General features: G+C 41.5%; 5 protein-coding genes. All 5 read left to right on the forward strand.

Going from position 1 to position 19040, the window contains the following annotated elements; genetic code table 11:
• The first annotated feature begins 484 nt into the window (after window positions 1-484).
• Window positions 485-3115, forward strand: coding sequence for a LamG domain-containing protein (locus Q0983_RS09045; protein WP_299551662.1), 2631 nt, complete (start codon window positions 485-487; stop codon window positions 3113-3115).
• An 82-nt stretch (window positions 3116-3197) separates the two neighbouring features.
• The gene (locus Q0983_RS09050; RefSeq protein ID WP_299551665.1) at window positions 3198-4823 is read left to right on the forward strand and encodes an alpha-L-fucosidase; all 1626 of its coding nucleotides are present in this window, start codon (window positions 3198-3200) and stop codon (window positions 4821-4823) included.
• Between the two features lie 20 nt (window positions 4824-4843).
• A complete protein-coding gene (locus tag Q0983_RS09055) occupies window positions 4844-7030 on the forward strand; it encodes a LamG domain-containing protein (RefSeq protein ID WP_299551668.1) in 2187 nt (728 codons plus the stop codon).
• Window positions 7031-7342: 312 nt separating this feature from the next.
• Window positions 7343-13129: an Ig-like domain-containing protein gene (locus tag Q0983_RS09060; RefSeq protein ID WP_299551671.1), complete on the forward strand. Its 5787-nt coding sequence runs from the start codon at window positions 7343-7345 to the stop codon at window positions 13127-13129.
• Window positions 13130-13608: 479 nt separating this feature from the next.
• Window positions 13609-18789, forward strand: coding sequence for an Ig-like domain-containing protein (locus Q0983_RS09065; protein ID WP_299551674.1), 5181 nt, complete (start codon window positions 13609-13611; stop codon window positions 18787-18789).
• The last annotated feature ends 251 nt before the right edge of the window (window positions 18790-19040 follow it).

Below are 19040 nucleotides of genomic sequence, written 5' to 3' on the forward strand. Positions count from 1 at the left end.
TAATCTTAACTTAGTTTAGTATAAAAATTTTGGTAAATATAGATAATTTAATTTACTTTTTAAACATTAGTAAGAAAGATTTTTTATTTCATATTTAACAAAATCTTAACCATTCCTTCTAAAACCCCTAAAAACAAAGCTATATTACCGTAATTTAACAATACCATATTTTTAACACCCTATAATTAATAATAACACATTTTTAGTCCATATAAATTACTGTATACTCAAATAATTACCCTAATGACGCGTTTACATAAATCCTTTTAAAATCTAGGAAAAACCCTTCTTGTAAATGTTAAAAAGAACATAATCCCCTCCATTAAGTTAATTATAAAAAAAATATACTTACTTTTGTAACATTACTAAGTAAATGTTTATTCAATTCACATTATTTAAAACAACTCTCTTTAAAAATACCCTAAGTCGCTATGAAATTTACAGGACGAATTAAATTAAACAGCAACTCCTTAAAACTAAAATTATGCCCAGTAAGAAGCTGACGTTTTTATTTCTTGCCATTTGCAATTTATTGCTCGCCAGCACACTAAGTGCGCAAGCTCAAGGCGTCCTAAAAGCGTATTATACCAAAATAACGAAACAAGAGCATTGGGAGCCTTATTCACGTACTCGAGAACATGCAGATATTATGGTAGAATTAAACGATTTACTTAAGGTAGAATTTTGGAGAGGCACAAGCTACTTACCCGTTCTACACTCAAAAAATAGAAGCTTCCCCTTTGAGGAGATTATCTCGAGGTCTGGTGACGGGAATAAAACCATGCCCGATAAAACCAACCTCTATTCTTATGTTAAAATCATAGAGCAAACAGAAAAAAAGACGGTTATTCAATGGAAGTACTTACCAGAATTCCATAGTATAAACCCTAGAATTACCAATAGCAACCTATTCGTTATTGAAACATTCACCTTTAAAGAAAACGGCATCGTTGAAAGAATCATAAAACAGGGCACACAAGACCCCGATGCCTGGAATGACCCTAACTACGTAATACAAAGAACATACAGGCTGTCTACTAAAGGTATCAAGCTTATTACATCAAAGCCCATTCCGAATACCTATGCCAAGCCCTTAGCAGCCAAACCTTCACCTTTATTGGGCCCAAACATTGTAGAGCCCATCCTCTGGTGGAAGTTTGATGAGGGCAACAACAAAGAAACATTAGAAAATATTCAAAAAACTAAATCCTTCATAAAAGGAAATAAAGTTTACTGGTCTCAAGGCATATCAGGAACAGCGCTGTCTTTAGATGGGTATAACAATTTTGTTGAACATAAATCAACTATAGGAAATAAAGACACTTACTCCTTTGAAGTCTGGATAGCCCTTGCCGCAGCTCCCTTCGATCTAATGGGTATATTAAGCCAAGAAAATATAGGGCTGTTTACCGATGCCGAAGGTGGCCTGCATTGGAAATCGGGAAAATCAACAATTACCGCCCATAACGCCCTAAAAGGAAACTATGGCAAATGGGTTCATATTGTAGGCACAAAGGATTCCAAAGCCATGAGGCTTTATTTGAATGGAAAGGAAACTGCATCGGGCAAAGGAAATGCCATAAAATTACGCAGCGACATCATAAAAATAGGGCATTCAGAAACGCTTGACCCCAATGCTACACCATATACCTTAGAAGGACTTATTGATGAATTCAGAATCTATGATCTAGCCTTAACAGCCCAACAAATTGAAAATTCAAGAATTAACTTTTATCCCGGCAGGGAAATCGTAGAAAACCCAGATATTGAAATGGCTCTGATTCCCGAAGGAACCTCGAAGGGCAAATTCGGAGCACACTATGAAAAACTAAAATACACCCAAAGATGGGATAACCTGCATAGAGATGGAGATTATGCGGATATTGTAGTTGAATATGACAACGCACCCGTAAAGACCATTTTCTGGCGAGCGGCTACCTACTCGCCATTTCATACCAACGGGTCCAAAGGAAGGTTCAATTCAGAATTTAATGAAAATTTTGGACCAACAGGCCCTGAAAATGACTGCTGTTACGAACCTATGTCGGACAAAAAACACGAATTCAGCCATGCCAGAATTATTGAAAATACGCCGGCAAGAGCCGTGGTGCATTGGAGATATCCGCTATCAAAACCCAATAAAATCATAAATCATACGGATACCTCCACCGGCTGGGGCGATATTTCTGACTGGTACATGTACTGCTACCCAGATGGTATAACTGCTTATGACATGCGATTTTGGACTGAAGATCGTAACAACTTTGTTGAATGGTCCGAAGGCATGATCTTGATGGGTCCCGGAGAAAACCCAAGAGATGTGCTTCCTTTTAAAAGTACCGTAACCAATGCGAATCTTACAGAAATACAACATTGGGATTGGTCTACAAGTTCCAGAAAACTTGATTATTATTCATGGGACAACGACCCTAACACTATTAAACCAACCATTCAGGTAATTAATTTAAAAGGAAGTCCTTACAAACCATTTTTGATTTTTGCAGAAGAAAATGTAAAATACTGGGGACCCTACATTCATTGGGACCGCCTTTCACATTGGCCTGTTGGCCAACGCTATTCTTCCCTGGAAGTGGAAAAGGACGGCATAGATACCAGAATAGCCCACTTTTCATTATTGAAAACCATCCCACCGCTATTTGGAGAGCCAGGCGGACACCATAAAACGGGTACCATAACGGATGGCGCCTATCTAACCCAGGTAAGACTTGAAGGGATGACCAACCGGAATCTGTCAGAATTACGGAGGCTACAGAAATCATGGGCAAATGCCCCAGAGATTAAAGATGAAACCGGATTGTCCGGAAGCTATCAAAGAGAACAAAGGGCTTTTGTTTTTACGAGCACAGCAGACACAATGACCTTTACATTAGATGCCTCGGAAACGCAGCCTTTAGACAATCCTTGTTTGGTAATAAAGCATTGGGGACCCCACAAGGATGTTCAACTTACCCTTAACAATAAGGCCGAGGGCATAGCCTTTAAAAAAGGCATTTACATGGATACCGATGGCACCGAAACCATGGTAATTTATATGCCTTTTACGGCCAACACACCAACTCATATAACCCTAAAGAAAGGTAATAAGCAGCAATAAACAAGGAATTGATTCCAAAACCGCAACCATGACCCTCAACCAAAGAAACAATGACATTAAAAACAATCATAAACAGATACAAATGAAACTTCAAAAAAAAATTATCACATATCTTGGCCTAGCCCTGGTTTTAGGCTGCAACAAGACTGTGGATGAGAAGAAAACAGACACTATTGATTATTACGAGCCTACATGGGAGTCCTTAACAAATCACGAAACCCCAAAGTGGCTTAAAGACGGTAAATTTGGAATTTACACCCACTGGGGCATTTATTGCTACTCCGGAATTAACGGCAACGTTACCTGGAACTCCAGTGTGGCCTATATGGATCCTGAAAGTACCTGGGGAAGGGATTTTGAGCGGGTCCATGGCAAGCTTACGCCGGAATTCGGGTATAAGGACCTCATACCGAAATTTACCGGCGAAAATTTCAATGCCGAGGAATGGGCCGATCTATTTGCAAAATCGGGAGCCAAATTTGCGGGTCCGGTAGCCGAACATCATGATGGCTTTGCCATGTGGGATACAGAATATTCAGAATGGAACAGTGCAAAAATGGGGCCTAAAAGGGACGTTGTTGGAGAACTAGGAAAAGCTATAAAAGGTAAAGGGATGAAATTCGTAACGGCATTTCATCATTCAGCTAATTGGTACTTCTTCCCTACTTGGGACAAGACAAAAGATGCCAGTAACCCAGAATATTCTGGGTTATATGGCCCCATTCATGAAGAAGGCGATGTGCCCAATAAAGAATATCTCGATGAATGGAAAGGCAAACTGGTTGAAGTCGTTGACAAATACGAACCGGATTTTGTTTGGTTTGATTTTGCCCTTGATATCATTAGGGAAGACTATGTAAAGGACTTTGTAGCACATTACTACAATTCCGGATTAAAGCGTAATGAGGAAGTCATTATTTCCTATAAACACAACGACCTTCCAACGGGCGCAGGACTATTCGATCTTGAATTAGGTGCGGCCACCAAGTTAACGCAGTACGATTGGATTACCGATACCACTATAGATAACGGACCTGCCTGGGGTTACAGGTCAAATCTTGAATACGAACCCGTAAACAACCTTATCGATAACCTTGTTTATAGAGTAAGCAACAACGGGGCTCTACTGTTAAACGTTGGCCCTAAATGGGATGGCAGTATTCCGGAAAAGGCCAAAGAAGCCTTACTGGGAATGGGCGAATGGCTAAAGATCAATGGCGAGGCTATCTATGGCACAAGGGCCTGGTCTAAATCTGGCGAAGGTCCAGGTAGCGAAGGGTCTGAAGCAGAAATAGAGGTCATAGACGACCTAAAGGATATGAACGAAGACCATGAAGAGGAGGCGGACGAAGACGACAATGAAGGTGCTGATTTTGGCAGTAAGGACATCCGTTTTACAACCAAGGGAAACATTCTGTACGCCACGATCTTAGGTTGGCCGGGAGAATCGGTGATCATAAAAAGCCTGGTGCGTCATTCCGGAGAAATAACGGGTAAGCAAGCCTGGGGTTATGTAGATTTAGATGAAGACCTACCGGGACATATTGGTGGATACTATCTGTATCCGGATGAAATTGAATCCATAACCATGCTGGGCGATGGCAAACCTCTAGACTGGGAACTTATACCGGCTGTAGGCTTAATGGTTAAAATGCCAGAAACTAAACCATGTGAACACGCCTATGTATTAAAAATCGTGAGAAAATAATGTATATAATAAACGAAACAATGAGAACTAAAATGAAAAACGAAATGATTTGGAGTTTTTTACTCCTATTTACGGGCACATGTATTTGGGCCCAAGAACCCATACAGCACTTTGATTTTGATAATATAAAAGTGGAACGTGAAAAAGCCAATTTAGAACGCGGGGAAACCTACGTTCCAAAAGAAGTTTTTGCCTATGTCACCGAGGCCAACGGAAAAGAACACAGCTTAAACGGAAAATATTACGAAAGTGTTCCTGGTGTAAAAGGCAATGCGGTTTTATTAGATGGCTATACCGCACACATTGTAATTGAAGAAGAATTTGACGAGGCACTAGACGATTTTAAAAGGGATAAACTAAAGGCCTTTACTATAGAGTCGTGGGTTGCTTTAGGGGCCTATCCCAAAAATTTCTGTCCAATTTATAGCAATAGAAGATTGATCACTGATGGCGCCACACAAGGCTATAGCTTAGAATTAGATGATTGGGGAAGACCCGCACTGATGCTGGGAACTTTTGAAGGTAAAACAGAAGTGCTTTTGAGTGATGATAGACTTGAATTAAACAAATGGGCGCATGTTGCTGCTACCTATTCACCAGAAAAAGGTATGGCCATATACATTGACGGCAAACAAGTCGCCCAAAAAACATTTAAAGGTAAGTTTCAATTAAACAACCATCATGCGGAACTACCAACACTAATTGGAAAAAGTAGAGAGCCTCAGCGGCCAACCGGTACCATTCGTCCTGAGGGAACCGAAAAGTCTTTTACCTATTTAGACGCGCTATTAGATGAGTTAAAGTTATATGACGTAGCCTTAGATGCTAATACTATTGCAACTGCATATAAAAAAGCGTCTAAGTCCTTAGGAGCCCCAGCACTGCCTAAAAGAAAATTCCCTACCGGACCACAGTCTCCTGGCGTATTTAGAGCGGTAAATACAACTTTAAAATACTATCCATCCTGGGATGCCCCATGGGCCGTAGATAAAGACGCTGATATTGTTGTTCAATTTGATGAATCCGATTGTAAATTTATTTTCTGGAGAGGAACCAGTTACATTCCTAGCTGGGTAAGCGAAAACGGTATTTTCTTTAACAACGGGTTTAACGAAGGTTGGAATGCCCATGGTAGCTGCGAGCCCATGTCTGATAAGAAGACCAAATACTCCAGTGTAAAAATTATTGAGAGCTCTCCTGCAAGGGTTGTGGTGCAGTGGCGTTATGGGTTAGTCGATATTTTAGGAAATTTTGCTTTTGAAGATCCTGAAACGGGCTGGGGCGATTGGACCAATGAAACTTACACCATTTACCCGGATATGACTGCCGTTCGTGAAGACGTGATATTGAGTAATGCTCCAAATGCCGCGCATGAGTGGCAAGAAAGTATGGTGGTTATGGAGCCGGGACAAAGACCAGAAAGCGTCTTGGAATATGGTGCCCTTACGGTTTCAAATATAGACGGCGAAAGCTCCACCTATTCCTGGGAACATGAAGCACCAAAATTATGGCCGGAATACCCTAAAAACATCACCAACCAAATCGTTAATACAAAGGCAAAGCATAAGCCATTCTCCTCTTTAAGACCCCAAGATATTGCTGGAGGCATCGATGGAGGCCAACCGCAAAGCATGGATCTATATGCTGGCGAACAAAGAAGGCATATTAGTGTATTCCCGTGGTGGAACCATTGGCCAGTTGCCCCAAGACCAACCGATGGTAGGTATGCCATGGTAGCCGACCGCGGATCCCATGCTTCCTTATCGCATTACTTTTGGAATGCTTACAAAACAACCGATCGCTCCATCACTAAGATTATGCTTTGCGGAATGACAGATAACAACATTGAATCTGTAGTGAACTTAAACAAAAGCTGGTCCAATCCAGCAGCAATTAATTTAGCCAATAATAATTCCAAAGCTTACTATAAACCGGAAGAAAAAGCGTATACCATTGAATTAGATAAGCAAGTTAATACGCTTGAAATTGCTTTAGCCGGTTCCAATGAATCTCCAGTACAAAACCCAGCTTTTGTTATAGAAAATTGGGGGCAACGTAATTTAGAATCGATAACTGTAAATGGGAAAGCATTAAACGCCAAAGATGGGCGCTATGGATTTAAGGATTCCTTAGATAGTGTAGATTTAATTGTTTGGGTTAGGACAGACTCCAAAGAAAGTGTTGACATAAAAATATCAAGCAAATAAACTACACATTACCGCCCTGATTTTTAATCTTCGATTGGAAAATACCAATCGAAGATTTTTTTTCGCAATATGTTTATAATTAAACATTAATAAGATATGTTTGTTTATAAATATAGTTTTATAATATTCTTATTAATTTCAAGAATTTAATTACTTTAAATAAAGTATAACAACAAACTAACTATTTTATATAAAAATTAAGTTAACTTTATAACTATTGGTTATTAAGTTAATATTTTATACCTTGTAATCCTCAATTTTTGAGGGATTAAATTGAGAATTAAATAATTTATTAACTTAATTTCAATTAAAATGGTAAAGAACTATTTTAGTAGCTTTTCATATATCCCTCGTAGGAGAGATTTATGGATACTCATGATCATGTGCTGTTTGTCGTTGACAACCACAGCACAAACTCCAGTACAAGTAGCAGGAACAGCTAATGTATCCTCTGCGAAAACTGGAGATTGGACCGACCCCACTACATGGAACCCGCAAGGCGTTCCAGCAAGTAATGCAAGGGTACTAATTAACCCTAACCACACGGTAACTGTTAACGCAGTAATTAACACCGATTACAAATCGGTACGAATTGCCAATGGTGGCGCTCTAATTTATGCTACCGACAGGGATACCGAACTCAGAACTGAGTTTTTGGTTGGTGAAAAAGGCAGTACTTTTAAAATTGGCGAAACTTCAAATCAGGTGCAAGCCGATAAAACTGCCAAACTCACCTTTGCTTGGCTTGGAGGCACAACACAAGTTCAAGACCCAAGTAGATTTGCTCCTGGAGCAGTCCTTATGGGTCAGGTACGTATGCATGGTGCCCCAAAAACAAATTGGACTACCCTTGCCGTAAAACCATCGGCTGGCGCAACACAATTAATACTTAACACCACACCATCAGGATGGAGAAATAACGACGATATAGTCGTTGCCGGCACAAGTTCTCAAAGCTATTATGGCGATGAGATTGCAAAAGTAAGTAACGTATCTGGTAATACCGTGACACTAACAAGTGCTTTAACCAAAAACCATACGCCACCATCGCAAATTGCAAGTCTCGTTGATGTTCACGTATCTAATAACACTAGAAACGTCATTATTTCCTCTGCCAATACCAGTGAATCCGCTTTGACTGGCACAAATGGTTATGGGAAACCTAGAGGACATATGATGTTTATGGGCACCGCCATCGATGTAAAGCTCAATAACATCGAGACCGAAAACACAGGACGCACAGAAAAAAGATTTCTATTAGACGATTGGTCTGTACCCGCTGATGAAACTTTGCGACTCGGACCATATCCACTTGGAGCCGGAAAAAACCCCAGAGGACGCTATTCCATACACTTTCACAGATCCATACAATTTACAACAACCGCACCAGATTATACTGCTACACCTCCTCTTGCAGAGGTAACAGGTTGTGTGGTGAATAACGATCCGGGATGGGGCTTTGTAAATCATTCCTCTCATGTAAACTTCACCCAAAATGTAGCCTATAATGTAAAAGGATCGGCTTTTTGTACGGAGGCTGGCAATGAATTAGGTAGTTTTAGGGAAAACATTGCTATTAGAACTGTAAATCCGGACTTACCTATGGATACCGGTCGGCCAAATGGCGTAACTAAGGCCGCTGGCAGAACTGAAGCTCTGGCTGATGCCAGAGAACAAATATCGGATTTCGCCTGGCATGGTGATGGTTTTTGGTTACACAATACTGCTGTTAACGTGGAAAACAATGTGGTATCAGGCGCCTCAGGTCATGCCTATGTCTACTGGCCAGAAGGGCTTGATGAGCCAGGTAAAGGAAAACCAAATTTAAGGGATCACATAGACATGTTTGTTCCTCCGTCTGGAGCTACCCTAACGCGTAATACCGAACTAAAGACACGAAGATCTTCCAGCACAAATTGGAGATATGACGTTTGGTATCTTCTTCCCGGAAAATTTAATAATAATGTGGCTTATAGTATGGCAAGAGGGGTCCATGGCTATTACATCATGACCGAATTCCACGAGAATTTTAATCCTAGCGCCAATAACGCTGATTATGAAGGCTATAATGCCACACCAACATCGTATAGAGATGCAGCAAGATTAGTGATTGAAAACACCACACTATGGAGCATGAAACGTGTTGGGATTGGATTCAATCACTCGACACAAGTCACACTTAAAAACAACAAAATATATGGCTATGGAACCAGTACTGGCAATGCACCATGGAATGTGACCTCCGGACTACCTACTTGGCAACAACAAATATTAGAAGTAGAGCCTGCGGTTTTAGGTATGGACCTTGACCATTACCACAACTCTAAGACCTGGTCAATAGAAAATAACACCATTGTTGGTTTCGATGGTCAGGCCCAAGCATTAACCTTACCCATCAATGCCAATACAACTGTAAATGGGGGGACATTCAATAATGCGGGTATCGATATTAAGATACGTGAGGTCAATTGGATGATGGCCTGGCAAACAAAACCGGATGTCATTCTTAATACCGCAGATGCAACATTTAACCCACGAATAAATCCGGCCGGACCATGGGATACCACCCCCTGGAGAAGAATTCGTATTGAAGGAAACATCCAATTTCAAAACCCAAACAATAACATTGTTATGGATCCTCAATTCCATGCACTAAACCCTGCACAAGATGCATTTTCCATCTGGCATTCAGATGGTGTTGGAACAGGAATTAAACAAAGTGTTTTCTTTATGTTGCCAGATGACATCACCTTTAATTTTGGAGATTTTAATAACTCTAAAATTTATTTTAACGAACAAGCAGCCGATTTTATACCTGTTAAAGAGGATAGATCGAGATCTCCTCTTAATTTCGGGTATGAAGCCGATGACGTACTTGGCCCTGAAAAAGTAGGAATCCTAGCTGAATTTATTGGTAAAACAAACCAGCAGATTAGAGATACCTATAACATGTCGTTTGGAGGCGCCATACTCCCAACAGATGGTACTGTTAAAAATCACCCAAGCCTAATAGGTGGTCAAGCATCGAATATAACGGCGAATTCTACAACGCCCAACCCTTTTGTAGACCTTTCAAGCCCAACCGGAAATGTATATGCGGTTAACACCCCTTTAACAGTTAGCGCTTCTGCTTCAGCAGCTAATGGCAGGAATATCACCCAAGTTGAGTTCTTCCAGGGCACCCAATCATTAGGCATAGACACTACAGCGCCCTACTCTGCCACTTGGAATGGTAGCGCACAAAATGGCAACTATACCTTAACGGCTGTGGCCACAGATAATAGCTCGGCAACAACAACATCGTCTCCAATTAATGTTGTAGTAACCAATTACCCAAATGTGAGCATTACTAGCCCTAATAATGGTACTGATTTCCCTGCAGATTCAAATCTCACTGTAAATGCCAGTGCCAGCGATCCTGATGCAGGAGATTCTATAAGTAGAGTGGATTTCTATGTAAACGGAATTCTTCGATTTACAGATTTTGAAGCACCCTATTCATTTAATTTTGAGAATTTGGAAATAGGCAACTATGCCTTAACCGCAGTAGCTCGAGATAATAACTTTGCGACTACAACATCTACCGTAATAAACATTACCGTAGGCGGTGGCACAACTAATCAATCTCCAATGGTTAGTATAACCAACCCAGCCAACAACGCCAATTATACAGCAGGTTCAAACATTGTTATCGATCCCATAACGACTGATTTAGACGGCATTGTTACACAAGTAGAGTTTTTACAAGGAAGCACCGTAATAGGCACTGATACCACATCACCCTTCTCCTTTACTTGGAACAATGTAGCTGCAGGTAATTATGCGATTACAGCTAGAGCAACAGATAACAACGCAGCAACAACAACATCGGCTGCTGTGAATATCACAGTAAATAGTAGCGGTGGTGGAAGCGGTTGTTCTGGCCTTACCTATAACGATTATTTAGGTATAGATCATACCATAGGAATATCGGCTACTTCTAGTCCAGTTGACGAAACGGCCACTGCAATTAGAACTATAAATGGCACAGGTATCAGTGGCGGTAGTAATGGCACACATAATACGACATGGGATGCCGGATGGCTAACCACCGCTACATCTGGACAATGGATACAATACGATTTTGGTTCGGCTTATCCCCTTGGTCAAATGCATGTATGGAATGGTAATGAAGACGGTGCCACTAATCGAGGTTTAAACAACGTGACTATCAAATATTCGGATACAAGTTCCGATCCAGCTAGTATGACGACATTAGGTGGCACCGGAACCACATACACCTGGCCGGTTGCTCCAGGCACCGCTTCTTATGCCGGTTTTGCAGGACCAGACTTTGGTGGCGTAAGCGCTCGATATGTAAGAATAGAAGTTAATACTATCCATGGCGGAGACGCCGTAGCCTTAGCAGAGGTAAGATTTGACCTTAATTGTAACGCATCAAATCAAGCGCCAGCAGTGAATATTACTAGCCCTGCTAACAATGCTAACTTTACCGCTGGTGATAATATAACGATTAATGCCAATGCCTCTGATCCTGATGGTACGATAACGCAAGTTCAGTTCTTCCAAGGCAGCACCTCTTTAGGCACTGATACAACAGCGCCTTACACTGTTAATTGGAACAGCGTTGCTGCTGGAAGCTATACCATTACCGCTGTAGCCACAGATAACAACTCGGCAACCACGACATCTACTGCAATTAATATTTCAGTAAACCAGCCACCTACAGCAAGTATTACGAGCCCTGCTAACAATACAACCTTTACGGCTGGCGACAATATCACTATCAATGCCAATGCATCCGATAGCGATGGTACAATTACACAAGTTCAGTTCTTCCAGGGAAGCACATCTTTAGGGACCGATACAACAGCACCTTACGCTGTTAATTGGAATGGTGTCACTGCAGGCAGCTATACCCTTACTGCTGTAGCTACAGATAATAATTCAGCAACGACCACGTCTTCTGCTATTAATATAACTGTGAATCCTCCTAATCAGTTGCCAATGGTGAGCATTACAAGCCCAGCTAATAATGCGAGCTTTACGGCTGGTGATAATATTACAATTAATGCCAATGCTTCTGATTCTGATGGTACAATTACTCAAGTTCAGTTCTTCCAGGGAAGCGCATCATTAGGTACTGACACAACAGCACCTTACACTTTTAATTGGAACGGTGTCACTGCTGGTAGCTACAGCATTACCGCTGTAGCCACAGATAACAACTCGGCAACAACCACATCTGCTGCTATTAACATAACCGTGAATGCTGGCGGAGGTTCTTGTGCCGGCTTACCGTTCACTGATTATATTGGTGCCGGACATTCTACAGGGATGTCGGCTTCTGCCAGCACTGAAGATGACGGTGTTGCAACTGCTTTAAAAACCTTAAACGGAAGTGGCTTAAGCACTCCCGGTACTGGAAATCACAATGTAGAATGGGCAGATAGCTGGACTACTACGGCTAACAGTACCAGCGGTCAATGGATTCAATATGACTTCGGTGCCGCTTATCCGCTAGGACAAATGCGCGTATGGAATGGAAACGAAGTACCTGCAAGAGGTTTAAATGACGTAACTATTAAATACTCGGCAACTAGCTCTAATCCAGCTACCATGACTACTTTAGGAACTTATGCATGGCCACAAGCTACGGGTGCAGCAAACTATGCCGGATTTAATGGCCCTAACTTTAATGGTGTGAGCGCACGTTATGTAAGAATCGAAGTGAATTCACACCACAACGACCCAGAACATGTTGCTTTGAGTGAAGTAAGATTTGATCTTAGTTGTGGTTCTAGTACTAAGCCTAATCGCACAAAAGCAGAAGCGAATCAAGATATTCAAGATATTCAAATCACTTTATACCCCAACCCGGTTAAATTTAATGAGGCAACTATAAGATTTAATGGCATCCAGGACCAGGTAAAGCTGAATGTATTTGATACAGCTGGCAGACAATTAATCTCGAAACATGTAAAGGTTAATGGCAACATGACCCATAAGGTTGACTTGAGTAATTTACAATCCGGAAACTATTTTATGATACTTGAACATTCTAAAGGCACACGGTCGTTCCAATTAATTAAGGAATAACCAGTGTTTCGGTTAGTAGCTATTAAAGGCCGCCCTTGGGCGGTCTTTTTTTGTTTGAGGCAGGACAGACTCCAAAGAAAATATCGACATAAAAATACCCAGCAAGCAAACAACACCTTTACTACCCTAACGTTTAATCTTCGATTGGTATTTTCCAATCGAAGATTTTTTGAATTAAGTTTTTAATTAAACATTAATAAGATACAATTATTCATATTTAAAATTATAATTAACATATGTTAATTTCATTCATTTATTTACTTGATATTATATATATCAAATATTTATGTAATTATTATTCAAAATAAAGCTACTTTATAACTATTGTTTATTAAGTTTATATTTTATACCTTGTAATCCTCAATTTTTGAGGGATTAAATTGAGAATTAAATAATTTATTAACTTAATTTAATCTAAAATGACAAATGACTATTTTAGGTATCCTAGGCCCTCAAAACAAATAGGCCTATGGATAACAATGCTCTTGTGCTTTGTTGTGCTTACAACATCTGCACAAAATGCCGTTCAAGTGGCTGGAACCGCCACTGCCCAGTCGGCACAAACTGGTGATTGGACCAACCCCGCAACCTGGGTAGGAAATCAGGTGCCCGGTGCCAATGCCAGAGTTTTAATTAATGCCAATCATACGGTTACCGTAAATGGCCTTATCAACACTGATTATAAATCAGTGCGTGTTGCCGCCAATGGCACCTTAAATTATGCTGATGGTATTGACACAGAACTCCGTACCGAATATCTTGTTACCGAAGCCGGTAGTAACTTTATCATCGGTACATCCACAAACAGTATTGATGCGAACAGAACCGCAAGACTAACCTTTGCCTGGTTAGGTGGCACCACCCAAAGCCAAGATCCGAGCAGGTTTGCTCCAGGGGCTGTATTAATGGGTACCGTTAGAATGTATGGCGCGCCTAAGACGAGCTGGACATCTTTAGCAGTTAACCCAAGCGCCGGCGCTACCCAATTATCTTTGGGAGCCGTACCCTCAGGTTGGCGTTCAGGCGACCAATTAGTAGTAGCTGGTACAAATCCCAATGACTACACAAGCGATGAAGTGGTTCAAATTAGCAGTATTTCCGGTAGCACTGTAACCTTGAACAGCGCCTTGACCAAAAGCCACCAACCACCCTCTCAAATTGCAAGTTTGGTGCAGGTTCACGTATCAAATAACACAAGAAATATTATTGTGTCATCTTCCAATCCAAGTACCACCGCCCTAAGTGGCACCAGTGGCTTTGGAAAACCCAGAGGACACATGATGTTTATGCACAACTCGGATGTTATTTTAAACTATGTAGAGACCGAAAATACCGGTAGAACCGACAAATCCATTCAACTTGATGATTGGGAAGTTCCAGATGACGAAAATGCTAGAAGTGGCCCGTATCCACCTGTAGCTGGAGGTGGCAAAAACCCACGGGGAAGATATTCTATCCATTTCCACAGGTCATTGGATTTTAATACCAACAAAGCTACCGTTGAAGGATGTGTGGTAAATAATGACCCGGGATGGGGTTACGTAAACCACACTTCTAATGTTGATTTTATCAACAATGTATCCTACGACGTATTAGGCTCAGGATTTTGTACGGAAGCTGGGGACGAATTAGGTTCGTTTAACGGCAATATTGCTATCCGTTCTTTTAATCCGTCACTACCAATGGACGTTGGAAGACCTGCTGGCCACCCTTTTAATGCCACGAGAAACGGAGCTGTTGCAGACCAGCGTGAAGGACGCTCGGACTTTGCATGGCAAGGCGATGGATTCTGGTTTCATAGTGCCGGTGTATCCGTAGAGAACAATGTGGTTTCAGGTAGTTCCGGACACGCGTTCGTTTACTGGTCTGATGGTTTATTTGAACCAAACAGAGGCAGACCGACCATGCAAACCAAGATCGACCTCTATGTGCCTCCGGCCGAATTCCCAGCCTTAAATGCCGACCTTAAAAACCACCAGGCGCAATACCCAGCGTGGATTTATGATGTTTGGTACATCTTACCAAGACCATTTAAGAATAATCAAGCATACAGTATGGCCAGAGGTGTTCATGGCTATTACTTAATGACAGAGTTTCACGAAGCAATCGACCCTACAGAATCGGAGTTTAATGTAACCCCGACGCTTTATAGAAACACCATGAAGCTGGTTATTGAGAATTCGACGCTTTGGAGCATGAAAAGGATAGGTGTAGGCTTTAACCATTCTGCTCAGGTTACGTTGAAAAACAATAAGGTTTACGGGTATGGCACATCCACGGCATTGGCTCCATGGAATCAGTCTGCGTCTACGTATCCCTATGTTGAACAGGAGCCAGCTGTAATTGGAATGGATCTTGACCACTATCACAATACCAGAAATTGGGTCCTTGAAAATAATACCGTAGTAGGATTCAATGGCGAAGCTATTGCTGTAACATTACCGGCCAATGCCGACGTAGTTGTTAATGGCGGTACTTTTGACAACAGTGGTACGGATATAAAAATCAGGGAAGTAAACTGGCGTAAAAACTGGAATACCTCGACCTATATTGTTAATGCTTCAGACACAAACTTCGATCCATTACCAAAAGCACCCTGGGACACCACACCATGGAGAAACATTACCATTCAAGGGAATATCCAGTTCAACAATCCCAATAAGAATATTGTTTTAGACCCGCAATTCCATTTGACCAATCCGGCTCAGGATGGGTTTGCCATATTGGATGGCGATTTTAAGCAAACGGGGTATTTTATGTTACCTGATAACATTATTTTAAATTTCGGGCCATTTAATAACTCGAAAGTTTATTTTGAGCAGCAAAGAGGGGATTTTACGCCCGTTACAAGTTCGGCCTTTTTAGTACCACGTGAGGTTCCTAGTGGGGAATTATTCCCAGAGAACACCACGCCGAATAAATATCTTAATAAGGATAACCAAACATTGAGAACTCAATATGGGGTTTCATTTGGTGGCGAAATAACACCTTCTGGTACGCAGACACATCCTATTTTAATTGGAGGTACGGTGACTAATTTAAGCACTGGAAATCAGTCTCCAACAGTAAGTATTACCAGTCCTAATGATAATGATACGTTCACCGCTGGTAGCAATATCACCATTACAGCTAATGCAGCCGATGCCGATGGGACTATTACAAAAGTGGAATTCTTCCAAGGAAGCACCAAATTAGGTGAAGCCACCAGTTCCCCCTATTCCTATACTTGGGCGAATGTTACTCAAGGAGCCTATGCACTAACAGCAGTGGCCACAGATAACAATTCTGCTACCACCACTTCAGCTACAGTGAATATTACAGTAAATGCTGCAAATCAAGCACCGACTGTAAGTATCACAAACCCGAGCGATGGCGCAACATTTACTGCTGGTGGCAATATCGCAATTACTGCTGATGCCGTTGATGCTGATGGGACTATTACAAGAGTGGAATTCTTCCAAGGGAGTACCAAATTAGGTGAGGCTACCAGTTCGCCCTATTCTTATTCCTGGACGAATGTTACTCAAGGAAGTTATGCATTGACAGCTGTGGCCACAGATAATAATTCGGTTACAACCACTTCAGCTATAGTTAATATTACTGTAAACGCTGCTAATCAAACACCCACAGTAAGCATAACAAGCCCAAGTGATGGTGCTACATTTACTGCTGGCGATAATGTTGCAATTGCAGCAACTGCGTCTGACGCTGATGGCACTATTACGAAAGTGGAATTCTTCCAGGGGAGCACAAAATTAGGAGAAGCCACCAGTTCTCCCTATTCTTATACCTGGGCCAATGTGACACAAGGAAACTATGCATTGACAGCGGTGGCAACGGACAACAATTCTGCCGCAACCACTTCAGCAATCGTAAACATTACCGTAAATGCAAGTGGCGGTAATTCATGTTCCGGTCTTACCTATAATGATTATCTGGGTGCCGGGCATGCAACCGGAGTTTCCGTTACGGCCAGCACTACAGATGATTCGGCCACAGCCATTAAAACCGTTAACGGGAATGGCTTGAGTGGAGGCAGCAATGGCACACATAATAATATTTGGAATACAGGTTGGGGTAGCACATCTCCAAACAACCAATGGATCCAATATGATTTTGGCGCCTCTTATCCCCTGGGGCAAATGCATGTTTGGAATGCTAATGAAACACCTTCAAGAGGATTAAACAATGTTACCATTAAGTATTCTGATACGAGCTCTAATCCTTCAAATATGACTACTTTAGGCACCTTTAGTTGGCCACAGGCTTCTGGAGCAAATTCGTATGCTGGTTTTGCAGGGCCGAATTTTGCAGGCGTTAGTGCGCGTTACGTTAGAATTGAAGTTAATTCGAACTTTGGTGACGAATTTGGTGTAGCACTGGCAGAGGTAAGATTTGATTTGAATTGTTCGTCATCACCAACCACATATAGCTTAACCACAAATGCGACTTCTGGCGGATCAGTTAGTGCTGGTGGCACTTACAATGCCGGACAGGTTGCAAACGTAACGGCAACCCCGGATAACAACTTCCAGTTTACTGGTTGGAGTGGCGACGCTTCCGGAACCATAAATCCATTACCTCTAACTATAGACGCAAATAAAACAGTTACTGCAAATTTTGCACCTATAACATACACCTTAACAGTTAATGCTTCGCCCACGGCAGGAGGATCGGTTTCTGGTGGAGGAACCTATAATGCAGGAACTGTAGTGAACATTACTGCAACACCTGCCGCTGGATATCAGTTTGATAATTGGAGCGGAGCTGCTTCGGGTACTAACCCTTCCACTTCGATTACTCTTAACGGCAACCAAACGGTTACTGCTAACTTCTCACAAACTAGTGGGAATTCTTGTTCCGGTCTTACCTATAATGATTACCTGGGTGCCGGGCATGCAACCGGAGTTTCCGTTACGGCCAGCACTACAGATGATTCGGCCACAGCTATTAAAACCGTTAACGGGAATGGCTTGAGTGGAGGCAGCAATGGCACACATAATAATGTTTGGAATACAGGTTGGGGTAGCACATCTCCAAACAACCAATGGATCCAATATGATTTTGGAGCAGCTTATCCCTTAGGACAAATGTATGTTTGGAATGGTAATGAAACACCTTCAAGAGGATTAAACAATGTTACCATTAAGTATTCTGATACGAGCTCTAATCCATCGAGCATGACTACTTTAGGCACCTACAGTTGGCCTCAAGCGTCCGGTGCCAACTCCTATGCTGGCTTTACAGGCCCAGACTTTGCTGGTGTCAATGCCCGCTATGTAAGAATAGAGGTTAATTCTAACCATGGTGATGAATTTGGCGTTGCCCTTGCGGAAGTTAGATTTGACCTAAACTGCTCTTCTAGTGCCAAAAATGTTAAATCGCCAACAATTGCAGATTCGAATAGTCAAAGCATTCAAATAACCCTGTTCCCTAACCCGGTTAAATTTGATGAGGTAAATGTGAGGTTTAGTGGCATCAAGGATCAAGTATGGCTTAACATATTTGATACCGCTGGCAGACAATTAATCTCCGAACAGGTGAAAGTTGATGGCAACATGACCCATAAAGTAGACTTGAGTAATTTCCAATCTGGAAACTATTTCATGATACTTGAACATTCTAAAGGCACACGGTCCTTCCAATTAATTAAGGAATAGCCTGTGTTTCGGTTAGTAGTAATTAAAGGCTGCCCTAGAGCGGCCTTTTTTTGTTTAAAGAACATTCAAAAGGAACAACGCTACATTACCTTGAACCGGACCCTAGACTTATCAAATTCTCCTTTGGAAAAACACCAAATGACTCTGACAAAAAGGTATGGATTAAATGAAGGATTACCTTCAGAAAACTTCAAACAATACTTGTAATTGACTTAGGTTTAATTGGAGCATCTTATGAAAGATACAAGGCT

Origin of the sequence: Seonamhaeicola sp., assembly GCF_028281565.1 — a bacterium.
GTDB lineage: Bacteria > Bacteroidota > Bacteroidia > Flavobacteriales > Flavobacteriaceae > Seonamhaeicola.